The organism is Natrinema gelatinilyticum (assembly GCF_024266705.1).
GTDB classification, from domain to species: Archaea; Halobacteriota; Halobacteria; order Halobacteriales; family Natrialbaceae; genus Natrinema; species Natrinema gelatinilyticum.
The window spans coordinates 325,229-350,893 of sequence record NZ_CP100756.1 but is presented as its reverse complement, the minus strand read 5'-3'; the positions used below and the strand labels follow the sequence as shown (position 1 = coordinate 350,893).

At 61.4% G+C, this 25,665-nt stretch carries 21 protein-coding genes; 11 read left to right on the top strand and 10 right to left on the bottom strand.

The window, feature by feature from the left end; all coding sequences use genetic code 11:
• The 3 genes from NJU76_RS01615 to NJU76_RS01605 form a co-directional block, all read right to left on the bottom strand.
• Positions 1 to 1,380: a sulfatase gene (locus NJU76_RS01615; RefSeq protein ID WP_254531067.1), complete on the bottom strand. Its 1,380-nt coding sequence runs from the start codon at positions 1,378 to 1,380 to the stop codon at positions 1 to 3.
• Between the two features lie 64 nt (positions 1,381 to 1,444).
• Positions 1,445 to 2,593, bottom strand: coding sequence for a glycosyltransferase (locus tag NJU76_RS01610; protein ID WP_254531066.1), 1,149 nt, complete (start codon positions 2,591 to 2,593; stop codon positions 1,445 to 1,447).
• Positions 2,594 to 2,999: 406 nt separating this feature from the next.
• Positions 3,000 to 4,154 carry a glycosyltransferase gene (locus NJU76_RS01605; RefSeq protein ID WP_254531065.1) on the bottom strand — a complete coding sequence of 385 codons (1,155 nt, stop codon included), beginning with the start codon at positions 4,152 to 4,154 and terminating at the stop codon, positions 3,000 to 3,002.
• Positions 4,155 to 4,295: 141 nt separating this feature from the next.
• On the opposite strand from NJU76_RS01605, the gene NJU76_RS01600 reads away from it, so the two are divergent.
• The 5 genes from NJU76_RS01600 to NJU76_RS26490 all read left to right on the top strand — a co-directional run bounded on the left by NJU76_RS01600 (position 4,296) and on the right by NJU76_RS26490 (position 9,802).
• Complete coding sequence (locus NJU76_RS01600) at positions 4,296 to 7,205, top strand: oligosaccharyl transferase, archaeosortase A system-associated (protein WP_254531064.1); 2,910 nt, start codon at positions 4,296 to 4,298, stop codon at positions 7,203 to 7,205.
• Positions 7,206 to 7,455: 250 nt separating this feature from the next.
• Complete coding sequence (locus tag NJU76_RS01595) at positions 7,456 to 8,250, top strand: helix-turn-helix transcriptional regulator (protein ID WP_254531063.1); 795 nt, start codon at positions 7,456 to 7,458, stop codon at positions 8,248 to 8,250.
• 230 nt (positions 8,251 to 8,480) lie between these two features.
• Entirely contained in the window at positions 8,481 to 8,732 is a 252-nt protein-coding gene (locus NJU76_RS01590; protein ID WP_254531062.1) for a hypothetical protein, read from the top strand.
• Positions 8,733 to 9,086, top strand: a complete 354-nt coding sequence (locus NJU76_RS01585) for an OsmC family protein (RefSeq protein ID WP_340681237.1) — start codon at positions 8,733 to 8,735, stop codon at positions 9,084 to 9,086. It begins immediately after the preceding gene.
• Between the two features lie 581 nt (positions 9,087 to 9,667).
• Complete coding sequence (locus NJU76_RS26490) at positions 9,668 to 9,802, top strand: DUF7503 family protein (protein WP_256566128.1); 135 nt, start codon at positions 9,668 to 9,670, stop codon at positions 9,800 to 9,802.
• Between the two features lie 78 nt (positions 9,803 to 9,880).
• Here the strand turns inward: NJU76_RS26490 and NJU76_RS01580 are convergent, their stop codons facing one another.
• The 6 genes from NJU76_RS01580 to glpA form a co-directional block, all read right to left on the bottom strand.
• Positions 9,881 to 11,986, bottom strand: coding sequence for a hypothetical protein (locus NJU76_RS01580; RefSeq protein WP_254531061.1), 2,106 nt, complete (start codon positions 11,984 to 11,986; stop codon positions 9,881 to 9,883).
• 67 nt (positions 11,987 to 12,053) lie between these two features.
• Positions 12,054 to 13,223 (bottom strand): Cdc6/Cdc18 family protein, encoded by a 1,170-nt coding sequence (locus tag NJU76_RS01575; RefSeq protein WP_254531060.1) that lies wholly within the window; start codon positions 13,221 to 13,223, stop codon positions 12,054 to 12,056.
• Positions 13,223 to 14,599 (bottom strand): anaerobic glycerol-3-phosphate dehydrogenase subunit C, encoded by a 1,377-nt coding sequence (locus NJU76_RS01570; protein WP_254531059.1) that lies wholly within the window; start codon positions 14,597 to 14,599, stop codon positions 13,223 to 13,225. The genes NJU76_RS01575 and NJU76_RS01570 overlap by 1 nt, the downstream gene beginning before the upstream one ends.
• Positions 14,596 to 14,739 (bottom strand): hypothetical protein, encoded by a 144-nt coding sequence (locus tag NJU76_RS01565; protein ID WP_254531058.1) that lies wholly within the window; start codon positions 14,737 to 14,739, stop codon positions 14,596 to 14,598. The genes NJU76_RS01570 and NJU76_RS01565 overlap by 4 nt, the downstream gene beginning before the upstream one ends.
• Entirely contained in the window at positions 14,736 to 16,028 is a 1,293-nt protein-coding gene (gene glpB, locus NJU76_RS01560; RefSeq protein WP_254531057.1) for a glycerol-3-phosphate dehydrogenase subunit GlpB, read from the bottom strand. Before glpB ends, NJU76_RS01565 begins: the two co-directional genes overlap by 4 nt.
• Positions 16,029 to 17,738, bottom strand: a complete 1,710-nt coding sequence (gene glpA, locus NJU76_RS01555) for an anaerobic glycerol-3-phosphate dehydrogenase subunit GlpA (protein WP_254531056.1) — start codon at positions 17,736 to 17,738, stop codon at positions 16,029 to 16,031.
• A 311-nt stretch (positions 17,739 to 18,049) separates the two neighbouring features.
• On the opposite strand from glpA, the gene glpK reads away from it, so the two are divergent.
• From glpK to NJU76_RS01535, 4 genes are all read left to right on the top strand, one after another.
• Positions 18,050 to 19,591, top strand: a complete 1,542-nt coding sequence (gene glpK, locus NJU76_RS01550; protein WP_254531055.1) for a glycerol kinase GlpK — start codon at positions 18,050 to 18,052, stop codon at positions 19,589 to 19,591.
• A 3-nt stretch (positions 19,592 to 19,594) separates the two neighbouring features.
• Positions 19,595 to 20,668: a DUF7973 family transport facilitator gene (locus NJU76_RS01545; RefSeq protein ID WP_254531054.1), complete on the top strand. Its 1,074-nt coding sequence runs from the start codon at positions 19,595 to 19,597 to the stop codon at positions 20,666 to 20,668.
• Positions 20,669 to 20,847: 179 nt separating this feature from the next.
• Entirely contained in the window at positions 20,848 to 21,531 is a 684-nt protein-coding gene (locus tag NJU76_RS01540; protein WP_254531053.1) for an HAD-IIB family hydrolase, read from the top strand.
• Between the two features lie 169 nt (positions 21,532 to 21,700).
• Positions 21,701 to 23,035, top strand: coding sequence for a metallophosphoesterase (locus NJU76_RS01535; RefSeq protein ID WP_254531052.1), 1,335 nt, complete (start codon positions 21,701 to 21,703; stop codon positions 23,033 to 23,035).
• Between the two features lie 79 nt (positions 23,036 to 23,114).
• Here NJU76_RS01535 and NJU76_RS01530 read toward each other — a convergent pair whose 3' ends face one another.
• Positions 23,115 to 23,465: a hypothetical protein gene (locus NJU76_RS01530; RefSeq protein WP_254531051.1), complete on the bottom strand. Its 351-nt coding sequence runs from the start codon at positions 23,463 to 23,465 to the stop codon at positions 23,115 to 23,117.
• Positions 23,466 to 23,738: 273 nt separating this feature from the next.
• On the opposite strand from NJU76_RS01530, the gene NJU76_RS01525 reads away from it, so the two are divergent.
• Positions 23,739 to 24,074 (top strand): hypothetical protein, encoded by a 336-nt coding sequence (locus NJU76_RS01525; protein WP_254531050.1) that lies wholly within the window; start codon positions 23,739 to 23,741, stop codon positions 24,072 to 24,074.
• Positions 24,075 to 24,364: 290 nt separating this feature from the next.
• Positions 24,365 to 25,543 carry an enolase C-terminal domain-like protein gene (locus NJU76_RS01520; protein ID WP_254531049.1) on the top strand — a complete coding sequence of 393 codons (1,179 nt, stop codon included), beginning with the start codon at positions 24,365 to 24,367 and terminating at the stop codon, positions 25,541 to 25,543.
• The last annotated feature ends 122 nt before the right edge of the window (positions 25,544 to 25,665 follow it).

Below are 25,665 nucleotides of genomic sequence, written 5' to 3'. Positions count from 1 at the left end.
CTACTTCAGGTACCCGAGGTCCTTCATGTGCTGTTTGACCTGTACGCTGTCGGGGTCGATGGCCGTACTCTCGTCCGAGAGGGTCGCACACTCGTCGAGTCGCTCCGTGACGAAGGCGCCTAGTCTATCATGGCCCAGACCGCCCTTGACGAGCGTCTCGTCGTAGTCACCGTCGAGCGCCGCCTTGAACTCGGTGTCGAGGTAGGTATCCTCGCCGACGTACTCGGTATTGAAACGCTTTACGCCATCCTCGCTGCGAGCGCCGTGGAATCCAAGTGTCCCATCGTAGAAGATGGTCTCGCGGCGTTCGTCACCGGCGACGACGTTGATCAGCGACTCGCCCATCACCAACTCGTCGGCCGAGACTTCGACGCCCACGAGGTCGAGGAGTGTCGGCATGAGGTCGATGAGCGAAACCTGCGAATCGACGGTCTTCGAATCGAGGCTGGGCGCGTCGATCACCAACGGAATTCGGGTACACTCCTCGTTGAAGAAGTTGCCATGGCCGAACTCGCCCCACTTATCGTACTCTTCGATGATCTCGCCGTGATCGCTGGTCACGACGAGTACGTCGTCGTCGGTGAACCATCCATTCGGTTCGAGGAAGTTCTCGACGAACGCTTCGATCTGGCTATCGAGATACTGACACTCTGCGTCATAGAGCCGAACTGCATCCCGAACCTCGGCGTCAGAACAGCCCACACCATCGTCCTGGCACACCCTCCGGGTGACGTTATTCGCCTCGGTCCGGTTGGAGACGACTTCGAGACCGTCGGGCATCCAGTCGGCGGGCGGTTCGTAGGGGTGGTGGCTGTCCATGTAGTGGAGCCATAGGTGGACTGAGTCCTCCTCAGGATCTTTGTCGGCGAGCCACGTCTTCGCCCACTTGTTTATCTCTTCGGCCGTGGCGTAGTAGTGAGATTCCGTGAGCGCGTTCTTGACCCGTTGCCAGACATGCATGTAGCCTTTCTCCAGTAATTCGAAGAGGAGTCCGTCCTCGTCCACATACTTCCGGACGTTGTCCCGGAGATTGTCCTCGTAACTCTGTCCAGTTCCGTATCCGCGGTCGTAATTGTAATCGGCCCCAACGAACTTGTTGTCCGACCAGACGCCGCAGTCGTAGCCTGCCTGCGAGAGCTCCTCGGCGAGCGTGGTGACGCCACCATCCTCGGGGATGCCCACACCGTCGATGCTACTCGGGTATCGCGACGCCATCAGGGAAGGAAATGATCCTGGCGTAAACCCGGCGTTCGAGACGGCATTCTGGAAGTTTGTGGCTGTTTCGGCGGTTGAGGCCAGATAGGGCATCACGTTGTCGTCCATCGCACGGTCGTATCGTAAGCTGTCTCCGGACAGGATAATGATATTCGAGTCGTTCATTCTGACCTCCGAGTGGGAAGGAGACGGGAGTTCGTATGCGTCCGTTCCGTGTGACGGTGTTAAATCATTCGTTTGGCCATCCGCTCGGGTCGCAACCGTCATCGAAGAGAACGTGGCGTACTTCGTCGGAGAAGCGCTCCCGGCCGTATCGGTCGCGCGCTCGCTCGGCGATGTCGGTGTAATCGTAATCTGCTCTATCGAACGTTGCGACCGCTTGAGCGATTGCGTCCGTTGTTGGGTCGACTCGAACTCCATCGGTGTTGCCGACCATGTACGTAGGGTTCGGCTCGTCGGCGACGATGAGCGGGGTACCCCAACAGAGCAGTTCCGCGATGGCCATCCCGAAGTCTTCTTCCTCGGGAACGAACACGCCGCATTGTGCACAGCGCATAAGATCCTCCAGTACGTCCTCGTCGACGAATCCGCGGAACTCCACGTCGGCACCACGAGCATTGGCCAGTGAGGTCAGTTTGCTCCGGAGCGGCCCATCGCCAGCGACGACCAGCCGTTGGTCGGTCTGTGCGAGTGCCTGGATAAGCGTTTCCAGACGTTTGCGCTCTCCGAGTCGGCCTGCATAGAGGAAGTAGTCATCACGCTCGTCGCTCGACAGGACCGGGTCGTCGGAGTACGCGATTGGTGGATTGACCACGGTGGCGTCCCGGCGATAGTGGCGGCAAATCCGGGACCGGGTAGTCTCACTGTTCGCCAGTACAGTCTCGACTCGTTGCATCTCCAGCCAATCGACGTACATTCCGAATTTTCGCGTGGCGTATCGGAGATTGCCCCGAATTCCGTTCAGCGAGTCCCGGCCGAGCCACTGAGCGTACCACAGTGGCGGGTGGTGGGTGTAGTGGACGTGACGTTGGAACGATTCGGGCTGATAGAACTTCGCGGGGACGCCGCTAGTAACGACTGTATCGTACGCTGGCAGGTGGAGCTTCCCGGTTTGGTACGCGACGTTGGCGTCCCGTAGGAGTGCGGGGAGTCGGTTCGAGCGCGGCGAATAGACGGTTACTTCACGTGGCGCGTGCTCGGCGTACCAGTCCCGACACCCCGTGCGGCCGACGTATAGATCCGCGTCGAGTACCTGCGCGAGTTCGACGCTCACCTTGGCGGCCCCACCGGGCGTCTCCTTGCACCCATCATGGATGACCGCAATTCGCTCGTCGGCCGTCACGCAACGGTCCTCCATAACTCCTTGGTAGCCTCCCATGTGCCGTGGCCCTCGCCACGAAGGCGTTCGGTCATGGCGTGAAGGGGCGCCACCGCCGAGTCAAAGACCGCGTAGTGCGCTTGCCGAAGGCCGATTAGATCGTTTCGGCCTACCCAGACAAACTCGGCGAGTGATACCGGGATATCGAGTCCAGCGAGACTGGTGATAGCCGCTCCGACCATAATCACGGCCAGCACGCCGAGCGTGACAAACCACGGCGAGAGTATCCTGATTCACCAGTTGAACGGCAGGACTGGCCTCCCATAGTTCCCATATTCACTGAGTGTGCTGTGATACTCGGCTGCGGACGAACGAGGCCCAGCCCGCCGCAGTTTTTCTGGAGCTGTCGTTTGACGAAGTCTGAATGGGATGTCACCTTTCTTTTCATTGGTCGTTCACTGAAGTATTACTCGTACACGTCTCGCAGCTCCTCGTCTATGTCCCACACGGCCGACCCACCTCCACGTACCAACTTCACCGCCGCAAAGAGTAGCGATACTTGTGTGTCAAACACCGCATACACGGACTGTAGGAGCCCGAGCCGTTCGCGCGATCCTAACAGCGTAAACACTCCAACCCCCGCCGGCACAGTCAGGCCGAGTGGCCCTGCAACGAGTACGCCGAGAAGAGTCAGTAGACCAATAGTCGAGGCTAAAAGCAACGGCGAGATAAGCATGAACCACCAGTTAAACGGCAGTACGACACCACCGTACAGGCCGTAATTCCCCAACATATCTTGCTGTTGAAGCAGTAACCGAATTAGTCCCATCGCACGGCGGTCCTTCTGTGTACGACGCTTACTGAATGCAGAGTGTGACGCTTCCTTGTATCGTACATCCGGATCGAACACGACGCGCTTACCATTCTTTCGGATCTTCAGCGCGAGTTCAGTATCGTCGGCGATCGAGTTTGGATCAATCTGAACGATTTCGTCGTTCTCGAACGCCGAAAATGGCCCATGAAAGATGAACGTTGAATCTAAATGAGACTCGAGGGTCTGGATCGTCGCCTGTACGTTCCGGTATCCTTCTTCGACATTGCTTCCCCCAAGAACATCGACGTTCCGGCCTGTCACCGCACCAATATCAGGATCGGCGAGGTTCGCAGCGGCCTCACGGAGGGCATCAGCGGCTACTTCCGAGTCACAGTCGGTTTTTACAACCATCTCGTTCTCGGCAGCAGCGTATGCATCATTTAATGCAGGGGCGAGTCCACGGCGCTCGTCCTCTTCGAGTAATGTCAGCTCGGGATATTGACGATCCGTGAAGAAATTGCGGATGATTTCACGTGTCTCGTCATCGCTAGAATCGACGATCACTACCTCAACCTTCTCCATCGGATAGTCGAGAGAGAGAATATCGTGGAGTTTGTTCTCGATAATCCGTTCCTCGTTGTACGTTGGTAAGACGATGCTCACCTCCGGTTCAGCAGGACGCTTGTCGGCGGGCGATCCGTGCGGGTTCCATACTTTAACAAGGAGGAGGTAGACTGCATAGGGGAGTCCTGTGAAAGACAAGAGCGCCACTATGGCACCGAAGAGACGCCGAACGAGTTTTCGCATGGAGGGTCCTTCGCATAGCTACACAAAAACCCCGACGGTATCCATTATCGGACGTACCCGGCTTTTTCTCGGCCTTCAGAGCACGAGAGAACCACGAATAGATGATAAAGCTTATTCTTCGCTTGGAGTTGGTACTTGCTAATGAGTACAGATACCGAACATGTCGAGGAGGGAACCGCGGCATCCGTCCTCGAGTCGTGGCGGGACTGGTATCACCTCCCCGTAATCGGCATTGTGATGCTGTTCATGGTCTGGGTTCGGACCCAGTCGTACGACCGATTCATCACGGACGACGGTACCCCTGCCCTGGCGGGTGTCGACTCGTGGTACCACTGGCGGACGATCAACTGGACGGCGGAGAACTATCCGCACACGATGCCCTACGAGGTCTGGACGGGGTTTCCGACCGGCAACTACGTCGGCCAGTTCGGGACCCTGTACGACCAACTCATCGTCACCGTGGCGATGATCGTCGGCCTTGGCGACCCGTCACAGCAAACCCTGTATGCGGTCTCGCTGCTCTCCATTCCGGTTATGGCCGCACTCGTCGCGGTCCCCGTCTTCTACGCGGGTCGCCGTCTCGGTGGCACGCTCGGAGGGCTCGTCTCCATCATAATCCTCGCGGTTGCGAAGGGACAGTTCCTCGCGCGCTCGACAGTCGGCCAGCTCGACCACCATATCGGCGAAGTGCTGTTCATGGCGATCGCCGTCGTTGCGATGATGGTCGCCGTCACGGTCGGTGAACGCGAGAAGCCGATCTACGAACTGGTCGATGACCGCGACTGGGACGCCCTCCGAACACCTGCAATCTACAGCGCGCTCGCCGGGGTCGCCCTCACGTTGTATATCTGGGTCTGGCCATCGGGCGTCCTGTTGGTTGGTATCTTCGGTGTCTACTTCGCCGTTCAGCTCTGTTTCGATTACGTCCGCGGTGTTTCACCGGATCACATCGCATTCGTCGGTGCAGTGAGCCTCGGAGTCACCGCGATTACGACGTTACTGCTGTTCGAACAGCCAAGCATAACGACAACGAGCTTTGGTTTCCTGCAGCCGCTACTCGCCCTCCTCGTGGCCGCCGGCTGTGTCTTCATGGCCTGGCTCGCCCGGGAGTGGAACGATCGTGGCCTGGAGCGCCGGTACTACCCTGTCACCATCGCCAGCCTCATTACCGCGGTGGTGCTGGTGCTGTGGCTCGCTCTTCCCGGTCTGTTCGACGCAACGGTTGGCAACGCGCTCCGTCGGATGCTCCCTATCGGCGGGACGGCGACCGACCTCACCATCATCGAGGCTCAGCCGCCGGACGACTTTTTCAACCGCGTCTTCATCGAGTTCGGAAGCGCGTTCTACACCATGGTCGCGGGCCTCGCACTCCTTGCGATCCGCCCTCTTTTCGACCGAGAGTTCCGCGCCGAACACACCCTCGTGATCGTCTGGTCGCTGTTCATGATCAGCATGGCCGCGACGCAGGTGCGGTTCATGTACTACCTCGTGCTCGCGGTCGCAATTGTCAACGCGGCGTTCGTCTCGGAACTCGTCCAGCTATTTAACCTCGACCTCGAGAGCGGCCTCGAGACGCTCAGGTCCGTCGAGACGTACCAAGTAATAGTGATCTTCCTGGTGGTGTTGCTCCTCTTCGCGCCGCTGCTTCCGCCGCTGGCTCAGGCGACCGCCTGGGAGCAAGCAGAGGCGACAGGGCCACAGTCAGACGCGATGCTCTGGCAGGAGTCGACCCACTGGCTTGAAGCGAACACGCCCACGCCCGGTACCTACGGCGGTGCGAACAACGGAGACCAACTCGACTATTATGGCACCTATACGCCAGGTGATGGCAACTACGAGTATCCCGAGGGCGCCTACGGAGTGATGTCGTGGTGGGACTACGGCCACCTGATAACGACGCAAGGCGAGCGGATTCCCCATTCGAACCCGTTCCAGCAAAACGCTCGATCATCCTCAGCATACCTGACCGCAGAGTCCGAAGAGCGAGCCGAGCTGATCCTCGAGGGGATCGCCGAAGGGCAGCCGGTCGTCGATCGGTCCACGGAGGAACTCCGGCAGGCAGTATCGGGCAACGATTCGGACGAGCAAGAGGAGATGCGGTACGTGATGATCGACAACGCGATGGCCGCACAGAAGTTCAGCCCGATCACGGCGTGGACCGGTCCCAACTACAGCCACTACTACGGGAACGAGCAATTCCAGGTCGGAGAGAACCAGACGCAACCGCTACCGAGTCCGAACGAGAACTACGACAACACGATGATTTCGTCCCTGTACCTCGAAGATGCGACCGGGATGGAACACTACCGGTTGGTTCACGAGAACGATAAGTACGCGATCGTCGGCAGTATGGGCATTAGAGGGCAGGCGCAGCCCCACTACTCACTGCAGCTTCGCGGATCCGGGTGGGACGATCAGACGGCGACGATTGCGGACGGGCTCGCGCAGGCGCGCGATAACAACCAAGTGTACCAGGGCCTCCGCACGCCGATGTGGGACGCGTACGTCGTCTCGTCGGTGAAAACCTTCGAGCGCGTCGAAGGTGCGACGATCACCGGCAGCGTCGACGGTGCCGACGGGATCGATACCGACAACGCGACGGCCGTGGTCGCAGTCGAACTCGAGACTGACACGGGCCGCACGTTCACGTACAGACAGCAAGCGGACCTTGCGTCGGACGGCACGTTCGAGGTGACGGTCCCGTACGCGACCAACGACGAACTCGGCGTCGACGACGGCTACACGAACAGCAGCGTCGAGGCGACCGGTAATTACACTACTACCGTGGTCGATACCGGCGGTGGTGAACCGACCTACTACAGCGGCCAGACGGCCGTCCCCGAGACCGCAGTGGTCGAGGGAGAGCCCGTGGACGTCGCCCTCGAACGAGTCGAGTCGCCTCCGGACGACGTGACGGACGGGAACGAAACGGACGGCGACGGGACCAGCGGCAACGAGACCGACGCCGGAACCGATTCGGGCAGCACGAACTCGTCGGACAACGAGACCGCGGCCGCGCTCACATCGGTCGCGGCAGAACCGGCGCGCTGAGCGCATCCGAGAACGACCTTTCGGTCGACAAAGCGGGCGTCCCTCCTCTCAGATCGCATGCATACACGGGCAGGACTTATACAGGGACGGGTTTCGGCGAAGTCGGCTAACTGACTCTCGAGACTTGCGGAATGATGTCTCCATCTCGACCTTGTTTCCGGCTCAAAGCGTTAGTTTTGGCTGAGGAAATTGTTATTGTGGGGGCGTATGTAGTTATATCATGGTGCCAGATGGCATACGACCGAGTCCCATGGATTCTCCGGTCGGAGACATCGCATATCTCGCGCGATCCGAGCACCGCGTCGAGACGCTCAACGCGCTGACGGACCGTCCCCGGAGTCGCGCTGAACTCTGTGAACTAACCGGGGTATCGACGTCTACGATTCGACGGACGCTGCGGGAATTCGAAGACCGTACCTGGATCCGTATGGAGGGATACCAGTATGTGGCAACGCGGCTGGGAGAGGCAATCGCGTCCGGGATGGACGATTTGATCGATCTCGTCGAAGCCGAGCGGAAGTTGCGTGAAGTCTGGCACTGGCTCCCTGACGAGGTTAGCGGATTCACGATCGAAACGTGGTCAGAGATGACCGTAACCGTTGCTGAACCCGATTCGCCGTACTGCCCGGTGAACCGATTCAAATCGCTTCTCCAGAAGACGAATACGTTCCGATTTCTTCATCCCGAGGTCGCCTTGATGGAGCCCTGTATGGAGGTTCTCTTTCGACTGATACAGGACGAAGTGGACATAACGTTGATCGATCGTCCAAGCTGTCACACGTACTTTTTTTCGACGTATCCGGAGCGCAGTTCAGAAATGGTGAATCGGGATAATTTCACGGTTCTAGAGCACGACGAACTCCCTTCGTACGGAATTGGTCTTCTCGATGACAAGGTCGTCATCAGCTGGTACAAGCAGGACAGCGGGACGGTCCAGGCGTTGATCGATACCGACGTACCGTCGGTCCACGAGTGGGCGGAATCGATGTATGCCTCCTTCGAAGGGGAGGCGCGACCACCCACCACCGAATCCATCGTGGAGTGACTATCCCAGCAGTATGAGCGGAGTTTCGAACAGGCTGGTCGGCTCTTTCCCGCAACGCTTTCCTGACTGCTGATGACTAGTTGTACGATCGACATTTCAGCCAGTTCCCGGTAGCCTCTGGTAACTCCCGATCAGTAGCTGCACAGCTGGCAGTGACCGCCAACATCCCACTGAGTAGCTACAATATCCCCGTTATCTTACTGCGGTTAGCCGAAAGGCGACACAAAACCATGACTGATGACCAGCAAATCACACACGGTGTAGACCTCGAAACACTCGAAACGTTCGCCAACCACGCGGCAGAACATCCCGAAGAAGTTCAACTCGGTCTCGGGGCGTCCGCGACCTACGAAGGGACGTGTATCTACAGTCTGGCGAAGGTGGATAGCTACGAACTCGGCGGCGAGACTGTCGCGCGCGAAACCCGCGAGTACACGATTCCGTATGGAGCGTCGAAAGAAGTGTTGGATGCAAGCGGATAGATCGGCGGGACCGATCGGCTGGAACCGATCGAGGCCGCGCTCTCCGCGCTAGCCGCCTGCATTAACGTCGGCATCAGCATCAATGCCGTCGCACACGGCGTCGATATCGAACACCTCCAGACGCACGTCCGGTCCGATTTCGATCCCACTGTGCTCTTTAGCCTCGCGGATCTCACCGAAGCCGACGTGGTCTTCGAGAACGTCACCGCCGAAATCGAAATCGAGGGCGCTGACCTCGACGAAGACCAGATCGACGAATGGACACAGCGAGCACCCGTCTACACGCTCGTCTCGCTCGGACAGGACGTCGAGATGACTATCAATGCCCCCACCCCGGTGGCGGGCGACGACTAATGGGTACACACCAATGAGTGAATCACTCGACACGGACAAACTTGAACGCAAGGTCAAGTCGATTTACCGTGATGATGTGCGTGCCTGGTCCGGTGTTAGTCGAACCAGGCAAGTAGTCTGACACTAGCATCACGCGTATGGCGTGCAGAGAGCGCAGGATTCAAAGAAGTATACAGTATGAGAATGATGAATAGCATAAAGTGACTGCTTACGGTAGGTTCACGCGAGGTAAACAGTGGACTCGCGGCGGTCCAGTTCCTACGGTTTCACTCGCGTACACGCGGATCGCCAACCCGTCGTAACGGTGCCCGGGCTTGACGATTCGTCACCGTCAACGAGGTCGGTTGGGGCTCGAGCGGTTCCGTGTGAGCCAGGACCGGCTCCGCGACGGAGACTGGCGACATGGCACGGCCGTCGGTAGACGTCATCGAATTCGGGCCCGGCGTCCCAGCCGAGGCCGTCGAGACGGCCGATTCGCGGACGGGCTGACACTACGGTCTTTTCCTTCTTTGAATCATAATAATTCATATAGGTAAATATTAGAAAAATTTATTACCACAGGCGCCAACCGTTGGAATGCAATGTCCGCGAAAGACAACATGCAAGACTACCTCGCAAAGCACCCACGAATGATCGGCGCCCTGTTCACCCTGTTCGTCCTGCTCAGTCAGGCCGGATCCGTCGCCGCAGGGAGTTCCTCGCAGATCGGACCGTAAAGTTATCGGTACAATAAACCAGACGCTCGCAACGACACCGAACCGAGACAACGCGACTCTTTGTTCTGCGGAAATTGGCTACTCGAAGACCGGCGAGCCGATGCCGTCGTTCCACTGTAGTTCGCCGTCAATGCGGACCGGCGTCTCGTTCCAGATGAGGTAATCCCGAACGTCGTCGCTGTCGGCCGAAGAGTACGAGGTCTGGCCGGGACTGAGGTGGCGATCCGCGACCGACGGGAGCGTCGACTCCGTGGCCGTCCCGAGTTTGAATTCCTTCGTCGAATACGATTGGACGGCGAAGTCGAACGAATCGGCCCCGTTCCGCTCGAGTTCGACGACCATCGGGGCCCCGCCGTCCGACTGCGCAATGTCCGCCGATCCGTCGCCGACGATCAGATACTGATCGCCGAGTCCGACGTTCGTACGAGCGATTTCGAGTGCCGCGCGGAGCGGGAAACCGCGGTTGAGCAATCTGGCCATGGTTTCGCCGGCCGTGACGGCGTGTTCGTTGATGACGTCTGCGTACGTGCTGACGCCGCCGAACGCGCCTCGCCGCGTGAGTGCGAGTCCCTGCTCGTACGACCGGCAGGCATTGAGGAAGAAGACGCCGAGGTCGACCGACTCGAGTTCGCGGACGTCTAGATCGCCGTCGGAACAGCGGATACCGTCTTCGGTCGCGTGGCCGATGTAGTGGAAGAAATCGAAGCCGCCGCCGGTGAGGAGATCAGCCAGGCGCTCTGCTTCGACCCCGAACTCGGAGTGGATTTCGAACGGAAGCGCGTCCCGATTGCCGTAGGTTCCGTCGAGGAGGTCGTGTTCGTCGATCATCCGGGCGTCGTTGCACACGAGCAGGATCTCGATCGAAGAACTTCGATCCCGGTTGTCCAGTTGATTGCGATACGCCTCGAGCGTCGCTTTCGAGGCCCGTTGTGGAATGCCGTCGCCGAACCACGCGTGTTCGACGGATTCGTCCGTCACCGAGGGGACGACGAACGTCGACTCGTCTCGCAGCGACGAGGTGGAGCGAACCGTCGTCGAGCGAACCGTCGTCGAGGGAACCGTCGACATGGTGCGGACCAGCCCCGAATTCGGGGTCTCGGGTTGCGGGATCGACTCGGGCGGCCGACCGGTGGTGTCGCGGACGATTCCGAGTTCGTTGACGATGAACGGGAGGAACGTGGCGCTCTCCGGCGTCGACGGAACGTGGGCGGTCAACGGCCATCGCGGGACGTGCGGTTCGACCACATCGAAGGGGACCTCGAGGTACTGCTCGAGGCGCCGGGGGAGTGACAGGTCGTACGTCTCCGCGAGGTCGAACGGCAGGTCCTCTTCCAGTGCAGTCCGTTCAAGAAGTTCGTACTGGAAGACACCCTCCGTTCGAGTAAGACAATCGAGCAAGAAGAACCGCTTCAGGAGGGTCGCGATCTCGTCTTCGAACGAGCGGTCGGTCGAGAGCGAATAGTCGAACTGCGACGTCTCGAGCATCGGTTCGCTCCCCGGACGGATCGTCGCTCCCAGGAAGAACGCGAGCGGTGCAGTTTGGTAGAGTGATGAGAACTCCGACGGAATCGTGAGCGTGATATCGCCGTCTGGGAGGTCGACGGGGTCCGGAACGTCAAACTGTTCACCGAGTTCGATCAACGGTGGATGGCCGCGCAGGGTCGGCCACGTCCGCTCTGCCGTGTCCGTCTTCAGCGCCGACGGGAGCGCGGCGACGGCCTCCATGACGGATTCGATATCGGGGGGTGTGGTTATCGTCCCCACCGGCTGGTCGTGCGGTGACCGCGCGCCGAGTTCGATCGCTGTCTCCCGATCGGTACGTATCTGGATCGACGTCAGTCCGATGTCAATCGTTCCGGGTGCGTCGATTCGGCAGTAGAGCTTGATCGGGCCGCTCAGGCCAACGAACTGGGGGCGGTCCTCGAGCCGGGTCGTTTCGCCGGCGTCGAAGTTCGCTTCCGTTCGCCCGGTCTCGTCGTGGACGGTGACCGAGTACAATTGACTGAACGAGAGGCAGTCGGTCTCGAGCCGGCAGGTTCGGTCGACCGGGAAGCAAAACTGCTCCGGATCGATGGAATCGAACGATACCGTCCCCGAGGCTCCGATTTGCAGACGGCGTTGCTCGATCGAATCGTATACCTCGATCCCGGTCGGGTCGGTTGTTTCCGTAAACGCGATCGTCATAGGTCACCCGCTGATAGCGACACCATTCGGCCGCATGCTCAAAAAGTATCGTATGAAACGGTTAGGTTCACCCATCGCCGTCGGTGACTGCCGTCGCCGCAAGCGACCGAAACGCGGTCGTCGGAAACCGCAGTTCGACCGTACTCGGCTGGCGACCACCAGTTCTGTCCGTCGGCAGCGGCACCCGCTCGATGATGCCTTCGTCCGCGAGTTCGTACAGGAAGCGCTTGACCGTTCCGGCGGTGAGCGACGACCGATCCGCGATGGCGGTCGCAATCTCGCGAATCGGTCGGTTCGCGGCGTCGATTCCGCTGAGCGTGACCAGCACCCGCTGGCGAGTCTCGGGCAACGTGAGCGGCCGTCCGACGTGAACGCCGTCCGTGGGAACGTCGGCCCGGGCCGCCTCGAGATGAACGGGTTCGATCCGATCCGCACCGTCCTCGGTCGCCAGGATCGCGGCACCGAACAACGCCGCAAGCGCGTCGTGGGCGTTTCCGTTCGCCCAGGCGGCAAGTTCCCGGACGGCACCGTGATCGAGCGCGCCGGCGGCGAGTCCGTTCGATTCGCGGTCGGTGATCACGTCGACGAGTTCGTGGTTGCGGTAGGCCGGAACGGTGACTGTCGTACCCCGGTGGTTGGCCGGTTCGCGCTGCCCGACAGTGACGGTGGAGACGCTTTCAGCTACTGGAGCCAGCAGCTCCCGGACGCGATCCGCCCCGAGCGTTTCGGGCTCGTCGTGGTGGTCGATCGCGACGACCGCGCGCCGGTCCGGGCGAGCGAACCTGTTACAGAGGCGCTCGCGCAGTTCGTCGGTGCCGACACCGCTCTCCGGGATTCGATCGCTCGAAATCCCGTCGAGAACAGCCCGGTAGAAGGCGAACGGACTCTCGACCTGTCGGCCGTCGACGACGACGAACCACGTCACCGGGTCGGCGCTTCCGGCGCGCGTCGTCGTGCCGATCGCTCGATTCGAGCCACCGAACTGGTCGTTCAACGCATCGAACAGCGCGGTCACGATGGCGGACGTCCCCGACCCGGCCGGGCCCACGACGGCGACTGGCTGGGGTAACTCGCCGTCGAAGACGGGTTCGAGTGCGTCCAGTAACTGCTCGAGAACGGGGCCGCGTCCGACCGGTTCCGGTCGATGGACGACCGGGCTGAGTTGGTCCCGGTCGACGATGAGGCGGCCGTTCTGCCGGGCCAATCGCCGTCGAGCGATTCGCTCCCCGAGGTCCATTACTGAATGCGGCCCTCCGTTTTCGTCCCGACGAGCGCCGCGTCGAAAACCTCGAGCGTGTGCGTTATCTCGTAGCCAGTTCCGTGTTCCATCTGCATCGAGCAGGTCGGACACTCCGTGAGTCCGGTGTCGGCGTTCGCGTCGGCCATGTGCTCGAACATTTCTGCGCCGATTTTCATGGACGTGTCGTAATTCTCGGCCTTCCAGCCGTACGTACCGGAAATACCCGAGCAGGAGTCCCCGACGTCGTGGGCCTCGACGCCGTCGATGCGGGAAAGCAGTTCGATCGTCTGGCCGTCGAGGCCCTGATTCCTGGCGTGACAGGGCGCGTGGTAGGCAAACGACAGGTCCTCCTCGACGGTCGTTCCCTCGAGTTCGGCCTCGAGGTCCTCGTGGACCCGGAGATACTCGACGGCGTCCCAGGTGTTCGCGGCGACGTCGTCGATTCCTGCCAGGTCGAACAGTTCCGGATACTCCTGGCGAAGCGACATCGAACACGAACTGCAGGAGGCGACGATGTCAGCGCCCTCCTCGATGGCCGCGGCGAGTTCGCGGACGTTGGTCTCGGCCGAGCGCCGAGCGTCGTCGAGCATCCCATTGGCAAACATCGGTGTTCCCGAGCAGTGTTGATCGGGAACCACGACCTCGTAGCCGAAGTATTCGTAGACCCGGACCAGCGACTTCGCCACCTCGGGCGTGTTGTAGTTCGAATAGCAGCCGTGGAAGTAGGCGATCCGCGTCGTATCGTTTCGGCGCTGTGCGCCGCCTCGCTTTTCTCGCGCCTCCCGCGCTCGCTTCCTCGAGGTGGCGGTGCCACCTCGCTTTTCCCACCACTCTCGAAACGTCTCGGTTGCAAACGAGGGAAACTCTCGTTCACTCGTGATCCCGAGCAGTTTCTCGCCGAGCCACTGCGTCGCGGATAGGCTCATCACGAAGTTCGTCGTTCGGGGGAACATCGATCCGAGCGGTGCGAGTCGCCGGTAGTTCGCCAGGATTCGGTTTCGAACGTACTCCCTGGAAAACGTGTCCATCTGTTCGTCGACGTACTCCCCTCGAGCGGTGTTGTGCATCTGCGAGAGCGGGACGTCGGACGGACAGGCGCTATCGCAGCGCATACAGTTCGAGCACTTCATCACCGAATCGTCGACGTCGTGGTCGTCCTTGCGTTTGAGTCGCCACTGTTCGGGGCCCTGAAACTTCGGTCCTGGGAACTCGTCGTCGACTTCGGCGACGGGGCAGTTGGTGTCGCAGGTCGAGCACTTGTAGCAGTTGTCCGCGCCTGGACGGAGGTCCATCTCCTCGGCCTCCGAAAAGACCTGAATCGGTTCGAACTCGTCCGTCGCGCCGCCATCGGTCGGCCGTTCTGCATCGCTCATCGAATCACCTGGATCAGTCGCTTGCTGTCCCTCGAGTCGGCCGGTACGGTCTGTCGTCGTCGGTTCATATCGTCGTTCGATTCCGCGATCGATTTCGGCAGTTCGTCCATCGGTTTTGGCGGTTCGGTCGGGTCTGTCATCGGTCGCTCACCTCCGCGCCGGCGCTATGGCCGGCAACGTAGCCGGTCGCGAGCGAGACGCCGGCCCCGGATTTCTCGGCCGCGAAGTCGTAGCCGCCCACGATCGCACCCGCCGCGCGAAGGTTCGAAAATTCCGGGTTGCCGGTCGCGTCGAGCGGGCGGAGGTCACGATCGACTGGGAGGCCGAATTTTGCGTACGGCTGGTCGCCGAATGCGTCGTCGACGAACCAGTCGTAGCGGTCCGACGGATGCGGGACGTGGCAGTCGAAGATCGGCTCGAAGACCCGTTCGCGCTCCGATCGGATGCCCTTTCCGACCAGTCCGCCCGTCGCGAGCACGTACTGGTCCGCGCGATGGGGGATTTTGGTTCCGTTGCGATCCACGATGACGTGGTCGACTCGTTTTTCCCCCTCAGCGTTGGGTTCGTAGTCGACCACCGGCACACCGGTCGTCACCCGGACGCCGGCGTCCTCGAGCGCATCGTAGAGCAGATCCTCGAGTCGCGTTCCGGGCAGGCTCGGCGGACCCATCGGGACCTCGAAGACATCGGCGCCGAGTCGGTCCGCGAGGTCGGCCCTGACCTCGTCCGCGCGTTCGTCCCCGAGGATCGCCGGGAAGCCGACGCGAGACGTACCCTCGACGTGTGGTTCGACCGCCGCGGCCAGCGCCTCGCGCGCGCCGGAATCGCCCACCGCACACACTCGTTCGTCGCGATCGAGCAGGTGTGCATAGCGCGTGAGCTTCGCGTCGTCACGGGCGAGACCGGGGAACTGGACGGTAACGCCGCGGACTGCGAAGGGGACGCCGGTGGATTCGAGGTGGGCTGCCGAAAGCGGTGCGTCGAAATCCGGCAGCGTCTCGAAGCCGACGAGCAGCGTGTCGCGGTCGTCGCTCGCGAGCCCAGCCGCGGTCGAGACCGGGTACCTCACGGTCGGCTTGACGGTTCCGCCGTAGGTCATCACGAGCGCGTTCGAATCCGTTCCCGATCCCGCGTAGGCTTCGCCCGCGATCGAATCGAAAAAAGCGAGGGACTCACGGACCGCGTCCGGCCCCACGCGCTGGTACGGGTGACCCTGGGGGAGATCGGAGAGCGCGGCGAACGGCTCCACGAGCGGGCCGTCGCCGGCAGGTGTGTACCCCAGCACGTCGATGAGGCCGCTCGCGTGTCGGAGTGTGCTCTGTTTGGCCGATACGAGTCGGACTCGATCGCCCCGGCCCGCCGCAGCGAGCGCGGCGGTCGCGCCAGCGAGTCCGCCGCCGATGACGAGGACGTCGTCTTCGATCGCCATTCAGGGAGTCCTCCCGGAGGGGTCGATCCGATTTCGCTCGGCGCCGCCGTCGTCGAAGTCCGCGAAATCGATCTCCTCCGTCTCGCTCGCCGGATCGCGATCGCGGTTCATCGTCGTCGCGTGAAGCGCGTAGTTGAGCATCGCCTGTGAGAGCTGTTCGCCCCACAGCGCGTGGCGCTGTCCTTTCCAGCGTTCCTGAAACAGTTCGTCGAGGGCATTGTGGACTGTCTCCTCGTCGTGCGTGGGATGAAGCTCGTTGGCCATTGGTCCACAGCAGAATCCGCCCTGGCAGTTGCCCATCGAGGCTCTCGTGCGGATGCGGACCGCGTTGAGGTCAGATCCCGACTGTGAAACGGCGTCCCGAATCTCCGCGCGCGTGACGCCTTCGCACTCGCAGACCACGGGGTTCGGCTCGTCGGTGTCGAGGACCTCGCGCGATCGACTCCCCAGCCGTTGCGTGCTCCGGCGAACGATCGGCGACCGCAGGCCGAAGTCGTCCATCCCCCGCTCGAGGACCTCGAGGTTCTCGCTTCCCGGCAGGGGGTCGTCGGCCGTCGCACAGGGTACGGACACGCCGAGCGCCTCACAGACGTGATCCGAAATCTCCTCGGCCATCGCCCGGTAGGTCGTGAACTTACCACCGACGATGCTCGACATCCCCGACACGCCGTCGCGGTCGGCGTGATCCAGCAGAAAGAAATCCCGCGTGATGTCGGTCGGGTCCGTGGTCCCGGTACTCGGCGGCTCGTACAGCGGGCGCACGCCCCAGAACGAACGGATGGTTCTCGCCTCTGCGAGGATCGGGACGAGTTCCGAGAGGGTATCGATCATCTGATCCACTTCCCATCGCTTTTCGGGGTAGTCGTCCGGATCCGAGACCTCCTCGTCGGTCGTTCCGAGGATCGCCGTCGTCTCGTGGGGGACGACGATGTCGGCGTCTCCCTTCGGCCGGCAGCGATTGATGACCGTGTCGACCTGTCGGACGTTCATGATCGTCATCACGCCCTTGGAGGGCCTAACCTCGATATTGAGGTCGGCCATCGCGCCGATCTGGCCGGCCCACGCGCCGGTCGCGTTGACCACGTACTCGGCGGTGATCTCCTCAGTCGTACCGGTCGCCTCGCTCGCGCGCATTCCGGGGCCCGACCTGTATCGGACCTCGACGCCGTAGATATCGTCGCCGTCGCGCAAGAGATCGATTACTTCGGCGTGGGTCTCGATGCGTGCGCCGTGGGATTCGGCGTCGATCGCGTTCGCGACGCAGAGCCGAAACGGATCGACCGCGCCGTCCGGGACCTCGATCGCCCGTTTCACGTCCGCGGCCAGATAGGGTTCGATCTCCCGAGCCTCCGTGCCCGAGAGGACGCGGGCGGGGATCCCGCAGGCCTTGCAGCCCTCGAGTTTCTCCCGGAAGTAGTCGTCCGGGTCCTCGGGGCGCTGGACGAAGAGGCCGCCAGTCATCTCGACGCAGTGGCCGGCAATCTCCCGGAGAATCTCGTTTTCTTCGATACACTCAGTCGCGCTGGCCCGGTCGGACACGGCGTACCGACCGCCGCTGTGGAGAAGGCCGTGCATCCGACCGGTTGTCCCATCTGTGAGGGTGCCTCGCTCGACGAGTGTCACCTCGAGGCCGCGCATCGCCAGATCGCGGGCGATGCCACAACCGGTCGAGCCGCCGCCGAGCACGAGGACCTCGGTATCGCGTGCCATTCCTTCACCGGACCCTATGGGGAGCCTCGTCTTTATTTTATCGGCGGTTGGCGAACTACCATAACAATCGTCCGATCCGCGTCGCATCACGGCCCGGTCCGTGGTCGAAGTCGCCGATGGAACGATGACCGATTGTCCGACAAAGTGGATACTGCCGGATATCGCCCTCGAACCGGATCTCAATTCATTTTTATTTATGAAAAAATTCGTATGGGTTCGATAACGTTTATAATGATCGTACTTATTGTTTACCAGTAGCACGCGATCGACAGTAAACGGGTCGCGTGGCGACCATAATCGGGTGACAGCAAGTGACAGACACAACCTATGTCGGTGCGGTAGATCAGGGAACGACCGGGACCCGCTTCATCGTGTTCGATCACGGGGGGCAGGTCGTCGCGAACGCATACGAAAAGCACGAACAGATCTATCCAGAACCGGGCTGGGTCGAACACGACCCGATGGAGATCTGGGAAAACACGAAAGACGTCATCACGCAGGCGCTGGCCCAAGCGGGCATCAGCCCCGACCAACTCGCCGCCATCGGCGTGACCAACCAGCGGGAAACCACGCTGCTGTGGGACGCGGACTCCGGAAAACCGGTTCACAACGCCATCGTCTGGCAGGACCGCCGGACGACCGATCGCGTCGAGAAACTCGAGGACGGTGGGCAGGTCGAGACGATCCGTTCGAAGACCGGCCTCGAGGCTGACGCGTACTTCTCGGCGACGAAAGCCGAGTGGCTGCTCGACAACGCCGATCCGATCAAACTCGAGCGCTCGCGGCCACAGGACATCCGGGACCGCGCGGAAGCTGGCGAGGTCCTGTTCGGAACGATCGACACCTGGCTGATATACAACCTCACGGGCGAGCACGTCACCGAGGTCACGAACGCCTCGCGGACGATGCTGTACAACATCCACGACCTCGAGTGGGACGACGACCTCCTCGCGGAGTTCGACGTGCCGCCGGAGATGCTCCCCGAGGTGCGTCCCTCGAGCGACGACGCGACGTACGGATCGACCGATCCCGAGGGCTTCCTCGAAGCCGAGATACCGGTCGCGGGGGCGCTCGGCGATCAACAGGCGGCGCTGTTCGGCCAGACGTGCTTCGACGCCGGAGACGCAAAGAACACCTACGGCACCGGCTCGTTCTTCCTGATGAACACTGGCAGCGAGGCCGTCGAATCCGATCACGGCCTCCTGACGACGATCGGGTTCCAGCGTGCCGGTGAAGATGTCCAGTACGCGCTCGAGGGCTCCATCTTCATCACCGGCGCGGCGATCGAGTGGCTCGAGGACATGACGTTGATCGACGACCCGGCCGAGACGGCAGAGCTCGCCCGGAGCGTCGACTCGACGGACGGCGTCTACCTCGTCCCTGCGTTTACGGGACTGGGCGCGCCCCACTGGGATCAGCGCGCGCGAGGGACGATCGTCGGGATGACCCGCGGCACTCGCAAGGAGCACCTCGTCCGAGCGACACTCGAGTCGATCGCCTACCAGACGCGCGACGTTGCAGAAGCGATGGAGGCGGACTCCGGAATCGAGATGCGGTCGCTGAAGGTCGACGGCGGGGCGGTCAAGAACAACTTCCTCTGTCAGCTCCAGTCCGACATCATCGGCTCTGACATCGTTCGACCGGTCGTCGACGAGACGACGGCGCTCGGGTCTGCCTACGCGGCCGGGCTCGCCGTTGGCTACTGGAGCGATCCCGACGAGTTGCGAAGTAACTGGCAGGTCGACGCGGAGTTCCAGCCAGAGATGGATTCGGACGCGGCCGACCGGCGATACAGCCGCTGGTCGGAAGCGGTCGACCGTTCGCGCGACTGGGCGCGGGACAGTGAGGAGTGAACCATGTTTCAGGTGCTCCTCCAGCTTCCGGTCATCGGGGTCGGTCTCGAAGAGTTCGTTCTCCTCCTGATCGCCGCCCTCGCAGGCGGCGCATTCGGCGCGGCGATCGGTGCCCTGCCCGCGTTCATCTTCACTGGCTTCGTCGTCTTCCTCGGGGAAGGGGTCGCTATCCTCCAGCGAGAAATCGGCGCGACCGATGCCGTTTCGTCGGGGGCGCTCGCGACCGACATTACCGGGACGATCGGGTTCGGAATGGTCACCGGTCCCCACATCGCCTTCGCCGGCGGTGTCGCCGCGACCGCCTACGCCGGGCAAAAGTATCCAGAAATGGAACCCGACGACTGGGACTACCACTTCGGGAAGGACATCCTGTACGCGTTCGGGACCAAACCCGACATTCTCGCCGTCGGGGCTATTTTCGGTGTGCTCGGGATGGTATTCACACTCTTTATGGGGGGTATCGGTTTCCCCACGGACAACATCGCCCTCTCGGTCGTGGCGACGGCCTTCCTGGCTCGACTCGTATTCGGCTACCCGCTCGTGGGCAAGGTCGGCGGCTCGAGCATTCTCGATATGTCGCCGTTCGAACGGGAGGAACACCGCGTAGCGGCAGACGGCGGCACCGAAACGAGTCGGCTGGCGACTGAACCCTGGCTCCCACACCAGTACAAGTGGTCCGGCGTCACCGCTATCGGCATCATCGGGGGGATCCTCGGCGGTTACATCTGGCTCGAGACGGGAAGCATTTTCATGGGCTATGCGATTTCCGCGATGAGCCTGCTGTTTCTCAATCTCGGCGTCGAGAAGATTCCAGTTACCCACCACATCACACTCCTGGGCGCAGTGGGTGCGATAATCGCGATGCCAGCTATCGGAAGTGAACCGGCCGCGCTGCTCGTCGCCGGTGCCTTTGGGGCGATCAGCGGTCTCCTCGGTGAAGTGAGCCAGCGAGTGTTCTACTCGCACTCCGGGACACACGTCGATCCGCCGGCGATGGCGATCGCCGCGTTCATGTTCGTCCTCGGCGTCCTCTATCTGATTGGGGTCCTCCCCAACGCGGGCTATCTCGCGCTGTGAACGTCCGCTTCCGAATCGAGTCTCCCTTTCGCGAATCTCCCCATCGTTCATCGTCACGAATCGCCCTCTCGAGCCCCACTATCGCGAATCGGCTCGTCGGATTCCCCCGTTACCGAATCGACGCTTCGTCCCTCCCGTCGAACCGACTCTTTTAGGTCGCGTAGCCCTCGAATGAGGACATGGCCGCCGACCCGCCGCTCGTTCTCGACATCGACGGCACGCTGACTCGTCCCGAGGGCTGGGGGATCGACTCCCGGGTGTTCGACCCGCTTCGCGAGTGGGACGCGCCGGTAGTGTTCGCGACCGGGAAGGCGTTCCCCTACCCCGTCGCACTCTGTCATTTCGTCGGCATTCCCGAACTGGTCGTCGCCGAAAACGGCGGCGTCGTCTACACCGGCGACGATGTCTTCTTCACTGCCGATCGCGAGGCCGCCCGGGCCGTCACCGAGGAGTATCGCGCCGCCGGCTACGACCTCGGCTGGGGAGCGGAAGACACCGTCAACCGCTGGCGGGAGACTGAAATCGCCGTCAACATAGAGCAGCCGATCGAACCGCTGCGTGAAATCGCTGCTGCGCACGGTCTCGAGGTGATCGACACTGGCTACGCCTACCACGTCAAGGATACCGGTCCGAACAAGGGCGACGGCGTCGCGACGATCGCCGATCACGTGGGAATCGACCTGGCGGACTGCGTCGCCGTCGGCGACTCGATCAACGACGTCTCGACGTTCGAGGTCGTCGGCCGGGGATTCGCCGTCAACAACGCCGACGAGGCCGCAAAAGACGCAGCCGACGAGGTCCTCGACGGCGTTCACGCCGACGCCACACTCGCCGTCCTCAAGCGGGTCCGCGGCTCGAGGTAGGGCGTCTGTACACACATCTGTCACCTCGTTTCCGATAGCAGCAGTTTCAGCGACTGAATTGGACAGATTTCTTCGGACCGCGGCCGGTGGCCGATACACCGGACGAGCGGGATGTCTTTCGGACTGCCGGGATTAGCATTATGCGTGTTGCTATCGAAAGACTGACGATATGGCTGAGGATGTCGACGGCCCAGTTTACTACGTGATCAGTGACCTCCACATCGGCGGCGACGAGCAACTGGGGCAGGTGGATTTTCTCGACGAGTTGCTCGAATTTCTCGAGCGCCTGGAGAGGACCGATGAGGACGCAGAGTTACTCATCAACGGCGACGCGTTCGGACTGTGGGAGTTCACCGAGATCGACGGACTGGAGAAATTCGACGTCCTGACGGAGCGCTATCCCGAGCTGTTCGAACAGTTGCGTGCGACCGGCGAATCGGTCCCGATCATGCTACTACCCGGAAATCATGATAACGACCTCGCCGCATATGACGAGTACGTCTGGCGATTGGCCGAGTATAACGTCGACCTCGTCCAGTCCGAGTGGATCGTCCGACCGGTCGGTGATCGGATGATCTGGTTCGAACACGGTCACCAGCGGGATCCCAACAACCGATTCGAGGATTTCGGCAATCCGTACGAGACACCGTTAGGGTACTTCTACAATACCCACGTAACGAGCCGGGCGGGTCAGCTGTCCGACCGAGGGCGGTACAACTGGCTGAAGGATGTTCAGGCCGTCACGCCGACCGAGCGTGTGCCTCACTGGCTCCTCTCGAAGTATTTCTACCGGGAGATGAACCCCATGCTTCGGTACGCCGTGATCCCGTTTCTGTTGCTGTTCAATATCAGCGTCATTCTCGCGGTACTGGCGGGGCTGGACGTGGCTGGCATCTGGGCGATGCCGGTCGAGACGGCGGATGCAGTTCTCGCCCAGTTGGGCCTCGTCGGGAGGGCCGTTCACTTCGTCCTCGTCGTCAACGCGGCGGTCGCCGGCGTAATCCTTCTCGGTGCTGTTCCCGTGTATTTCATTCTCCATGACGTCGGGACGACCGTCGATCGGTTCGGCATTTCCGAGACGGACCTCACCGTTGACCCTGACGAACCGTACGAGGAAGCCGCTCGCGAGGTGTTCGCCGACCGGCCGGAGACGGCGATTTTCTGTTACGGTCACACTCACCGCCCGACGGTGATCGAGGTCGAAGACAGATTGCTCGTCAACAGCGGGACGTGGCTCAAGCGTCTCCATCGCCGGGACGTTATCGCCGGGCTTCTCCCGCCGGTGTTCTACCCGTCGTATCAGCTCTGTGTCGTCCGCATTTCGTCCGTTTTCGATGGCGTCGCAGTCGAGTACGAGCAGATTGAGAAGGCCGATCCCAGTGCGGAAGAGATTACCCTCACCGAGCGCATTCTCACGTTGGGTCGAGAACCAGATCCGGAACTGCCGGAACGATCGGTCGTCACCGACACACTCCCCGAATCCGCTTCCGACGCGGAAGACTAAGCGGAGTTGCTGCTCCGACGACGACTCGATCGACGTAAATTCACTTCTGTTTCGGTATTGCGACGCGTTCTGCGAGTCGTTACTTCTCTCCGGCGTTCGAGTCACCGGCGACCTCGTCGGTCTCGGACTCGGCCGACGACTGGACGTCGTCCATGTCGATTGGGGAGTCGACTGCCTCCTCATCGATCGCTCGATCCAGCGTCTCGGGATCCGTCACCGCACCTAGGCCCTTCTCTTCGACTGCGGATGTGACCTCGGAGGCATCGATTGCCGAGTCGACGTCGTCCGTGCTCGTCGACGATTTGAGCGCTCGCCGCACCACGAGATATCCCGCCAGCGCCACCCCACCGGAGGCGATTGCCCCCGGTACTCCGTAGCGTTTGTATCCGAACTTTGCCGCTTTCTTTCCGAGCGTATAGGCACCGAGCATGAACGATCGAACGGCCTGCCCGGACAAGAGGACGAGGCTTTCGTACGCGAGCGATCGGGTGACGAGACGATCCGAGTCGGAGAGCGGTGATCCGAGTCCGGGAGGGGAAATCTGAGCCGGAAGGCGAGACGGGTGATCGAAATCGGAGAGTGGTGATCGAAGTCGGAAGTCGAAACGGAAAATCGGAATCGGATGACGACCGCAAACGACGTGCGGGCCGGTCACAGACCGCTGTCTCAGAACCCTTTTGCCGCCGTTCGCGTAAGACGACGTATGGTCTCGCTGCAGGGTGTTGCCGTCGCACTTCTGGGATTCGTCGTCGTCCTCGGCTGTAGCGGTGCCGTGTACCGGGACGCGAAGCGACTCGAGATTTCGAGACCTCTCCTCTGGGCGGGATTCGTCGCCGTCACCTGTGGTGGTGGATTCGCCATCTATCTCTCCCCGCTGGACGTGCCGATTCCGGGCTTGCTCGTGATCGTACTCGCGGGGCCGGCGCTGTACCTGTTCGAACGCGACGACGCCATCCACGGCGGCGAACCCGCCGATCCGACGACGCTGCCGAACGCGCCCGCTGACGAGTCCTCGAGCGGGCGCAGCGACGATGAGTGAGCGATCTATTCGCTGGTCGAGTCACCATCCCGTCTCCGAGCGTGCCGGAGCGATGCGACGGATCCCTATTCCGTATCGGAACCGACGAATACAGTAATGGATACGAACTGAATTACCGGCAGATGACGGTAACCGATGATAATTATTTTGTTGGCAGCAAAACTCTACAAGGAGCGCTCTTTTATCCTTCTCGAGGGAGAGACAGGTCCTGAACCGGTACCCTTACGCGGGAAACACGTCCGCGAACCCAGTTCTCGGACCACGACCGACTACCACGGAACACGTCCGCAATGAAAATCAGTGACATTGAGATCGACGAATTCACCTACGAACTCGAAGACATCGGAAACAGCCACGGGCACCAGGTCTACGACCCCGGAAATACCCTCGAGACGCCCGGTTTTATCCTGACGATCCGCACCGCGGACGGCCTCGAGGGAACCTATCGGAGCATCACCTACGCCCGGTCGATGATCACCCACATAGAGATGGCGGCCTCGGAGTTCCTTATCGGGAGAGATCCGCTCGAGCGTGAAGGGATCTGGCAGGACATCTGGCGGGGACTTCGACATAGCGATCACATGGGGCTCGGACCGATCGATATCGCGCTCTGGGATCTCGCGGGGAAATACTACGGAGAAAGCATCTCTGCACTTCTCGGCGGGTATCGGACGGAACTGCCGGCGTACGCATCGACCTTCTTCGTGGACGAGGCCCCGGACGGGCTGAGTTCGCCGGAGGCGTTCGCCGATTTCGCTGAAGAATGCCTCGACCGCGGCTACCCGGCGTTCAAGTTACATGGGCATCCCGACGGGCGACCGGAGTCAGATATCGAACTCTGTCGGGCGGTCAGCGAGCGGGTCGGAGACGAAATGGATCTGATGCTCGATCCCGCGAGCAATTACGAGACGTACATGGATACGCTCGAGGTCGGTCGAGCCCTCGACGAATTCGGGTTCTACTGGTACGAAGATCCCATGTCCGATACGGGTCATAGCATGACCCTGTCGAAAACCCTGACGCGGGAATTACGAACGCCGCTCCTGGGGCTCGAACACGTTCGAAGCGGGCCGTTCGGACGGGTCGATCACATGGCGGCCGAGGCGGTGGAACTCGTCCGTGCGGACGTCCACCAGGACGGCGGTATCACCGGCGTCCTGAAAATCGCCCGAGCGGCCGAGGCGTTCGGCCTCGACGTCGAACTTCACCTCGGTGGACCAGCGACGATGCACTGCATGAGCGCGATCCGAAATTCGAACTACTTCGAGCACGCGCTCGTCCATCCCCAGGACGTGAACTGGATGAATCAGAAAGCGTTCGTGAGCGACGTCGAATCCGTCTCGGACGACGGAACGGTGACGGTTCCCGACGGGCCGGGACTCGGGGTCGAGATAGATCGGGAGTACGTCGAGGCTCGACGGACCGGTCGGACGCTGATCGATTCGACGAGCGAAGGCGAAGCCGTGTAATCGAACGGGTGGGAGTAGCCGTAGACATCGTGAAACGAGACTCCGATGTCAAAGAGACGTTGCACGTCCCCTCAGGGACCGATGACGACCAGTAAGGTGGGTCGAGTATTCCTGGCTGTGCG

What these genes read in the sequence shown, in the direction of transcription:
- NJU76_RS01615 (WP_254531067.1), bottom strand. Translation starts at nt 1,380, where the DNA reads ATGAACGACTCGAATATCATTATCCTGTCCGGAGACAGCTTACGATAC.
- NJU76_RS01610 (WP_254531066.1), bottom strand. Translation starts at nt 2,593, where the DNA reads ATGGGAGGCTACCAAGGAGTTATGGAGGACCGTTGCGTGACGGCCGAC.
- NJU76_RS01605 (WP_254531065.1), bottom strand. Translation starts at nt 4,154, where the DNA reads ATGCGAAAACTCGTTCGGCGTCTCTTCGGTGCCATAGTGGCGCTCTTG.
- NJU76_RS01600 (WP_254531064.1), top strand. Translation starts at nt 4,296, where the DNA reads ATGAGTACAGATACCGAACATGTCGAGGAGGGAACCGCGGCATCCGTC.
- NJU76_RS01595 (WP_254531063.1), top strand. Translation starts at nt 7,456, where the DNA reads ATGGATTCTCCGGTCGGAGACATCGCATATCTCGCGCGATCCGAGCAC.
- NJU76_RS01590 (WP_254531062.1), top strand. Translation starts at nt 8,481, where the DNA reads ATGACTGATGACCAGCAAATCACACACGGTGTAGACCTCGAAACACTC.
- NJU76_RS26490 (WP_256566128.1), top strand. Translation starts at nt 9,668, where the DNA reads ATGTCCGCGAAAGACAACATGCAAGACTACCTCGCAAAGCACCCACGA.
- NJU76_RS01580 (WP_254531061.1), bottom strand. Translation starts at nt 11,986, where the DNA reads ATGACGATCGCGTTTACGGAAACAACCGACCCGACCGGGATCGAGGTA.
- NJU76_RS01575 (WP_254531060.1), bottom strand. Translation starts at nt 13,223, where the DNA reads ATGGACCTCGGGGAGCGAATCGCTCGACGGCGATTGGCCCGGCAGAAC.
- NJU76_RS01570 (WP_254531059.1), bottom strand. Translation starts at nt 14,599, where the DNA reads ATGAGCGATGCAGAACGGCCGACCGATGGCGGCGCGACGGACGAGTTC.
- NJU76_RS01565 (WP_254531058.1), bottom strand. Translation starts at nt 14,739, where the DNA reads ATGACAGACCCGACCGAACCGCCAAAACCGATGGACGAACTGCCGAAA.
- glpB (WP_254531057.1), bottom strand. Translation starts at nt 16,028, where the DNA reads ATGGCGATCGAAGACGACGTCCTCGTCATCGGCGGCGGACTCGCTGGC.
- glpA (WP_254531056.1), bottom strand. Translation starts at nt 17,738, where the DNA reads ATGGCACGCGATACCGAGGTCCTCGTGCTCGGCGGCGGCTCGACCGGT.
- NJU76_RS01545 (WP_254531054.1), top strand. Translation starts at nt 19,595, where the DNA reads ATGTTTCAGGTGCTCCTCCAGCTTCCGGTCATCGGGGTCGGTCTCGAA.
- NJU76_RS01540 (WP_254531053.1), top strand. Translation starts at nt 20,848, where the DNA reads ATGGCCGCCGACCCGCCGCTCGTTCTCGACATCGACGGCACGCTGACT.
- NJU76_RS01535 (WP_254531052.1), top strand. Translation starts at nt 21,701, where the DNA reads ATGGCTGAGGATGTCGACGGCCCAGTTTACTACGTGATCAGTGACCTC.
- NJU76_RS01530 (WP_254531051.1), bottom strand. Translation starts at nt 23,465, where the DNA reads ATGCTCGGTGCCTATACGCTCGGAAAGAAAGCGGCAAAGTTCGGATAC.
- NJU76_RS01525 (WP_254531050.1), top strand. Translation starts at nt 23,739, where the DNA reads ATGGTCTCGCTGCAGGGTGTTGCCGTCGCACTTCTGGGATTCGTCGTC.
- NJU76_RS01520 (WP_254531049.1), top strand. Translation starts at nt 24,365, where the DNA reads ATGAAAATCAGTGACATTGAGATCGACGAATTCACCTACGAACTCGAA.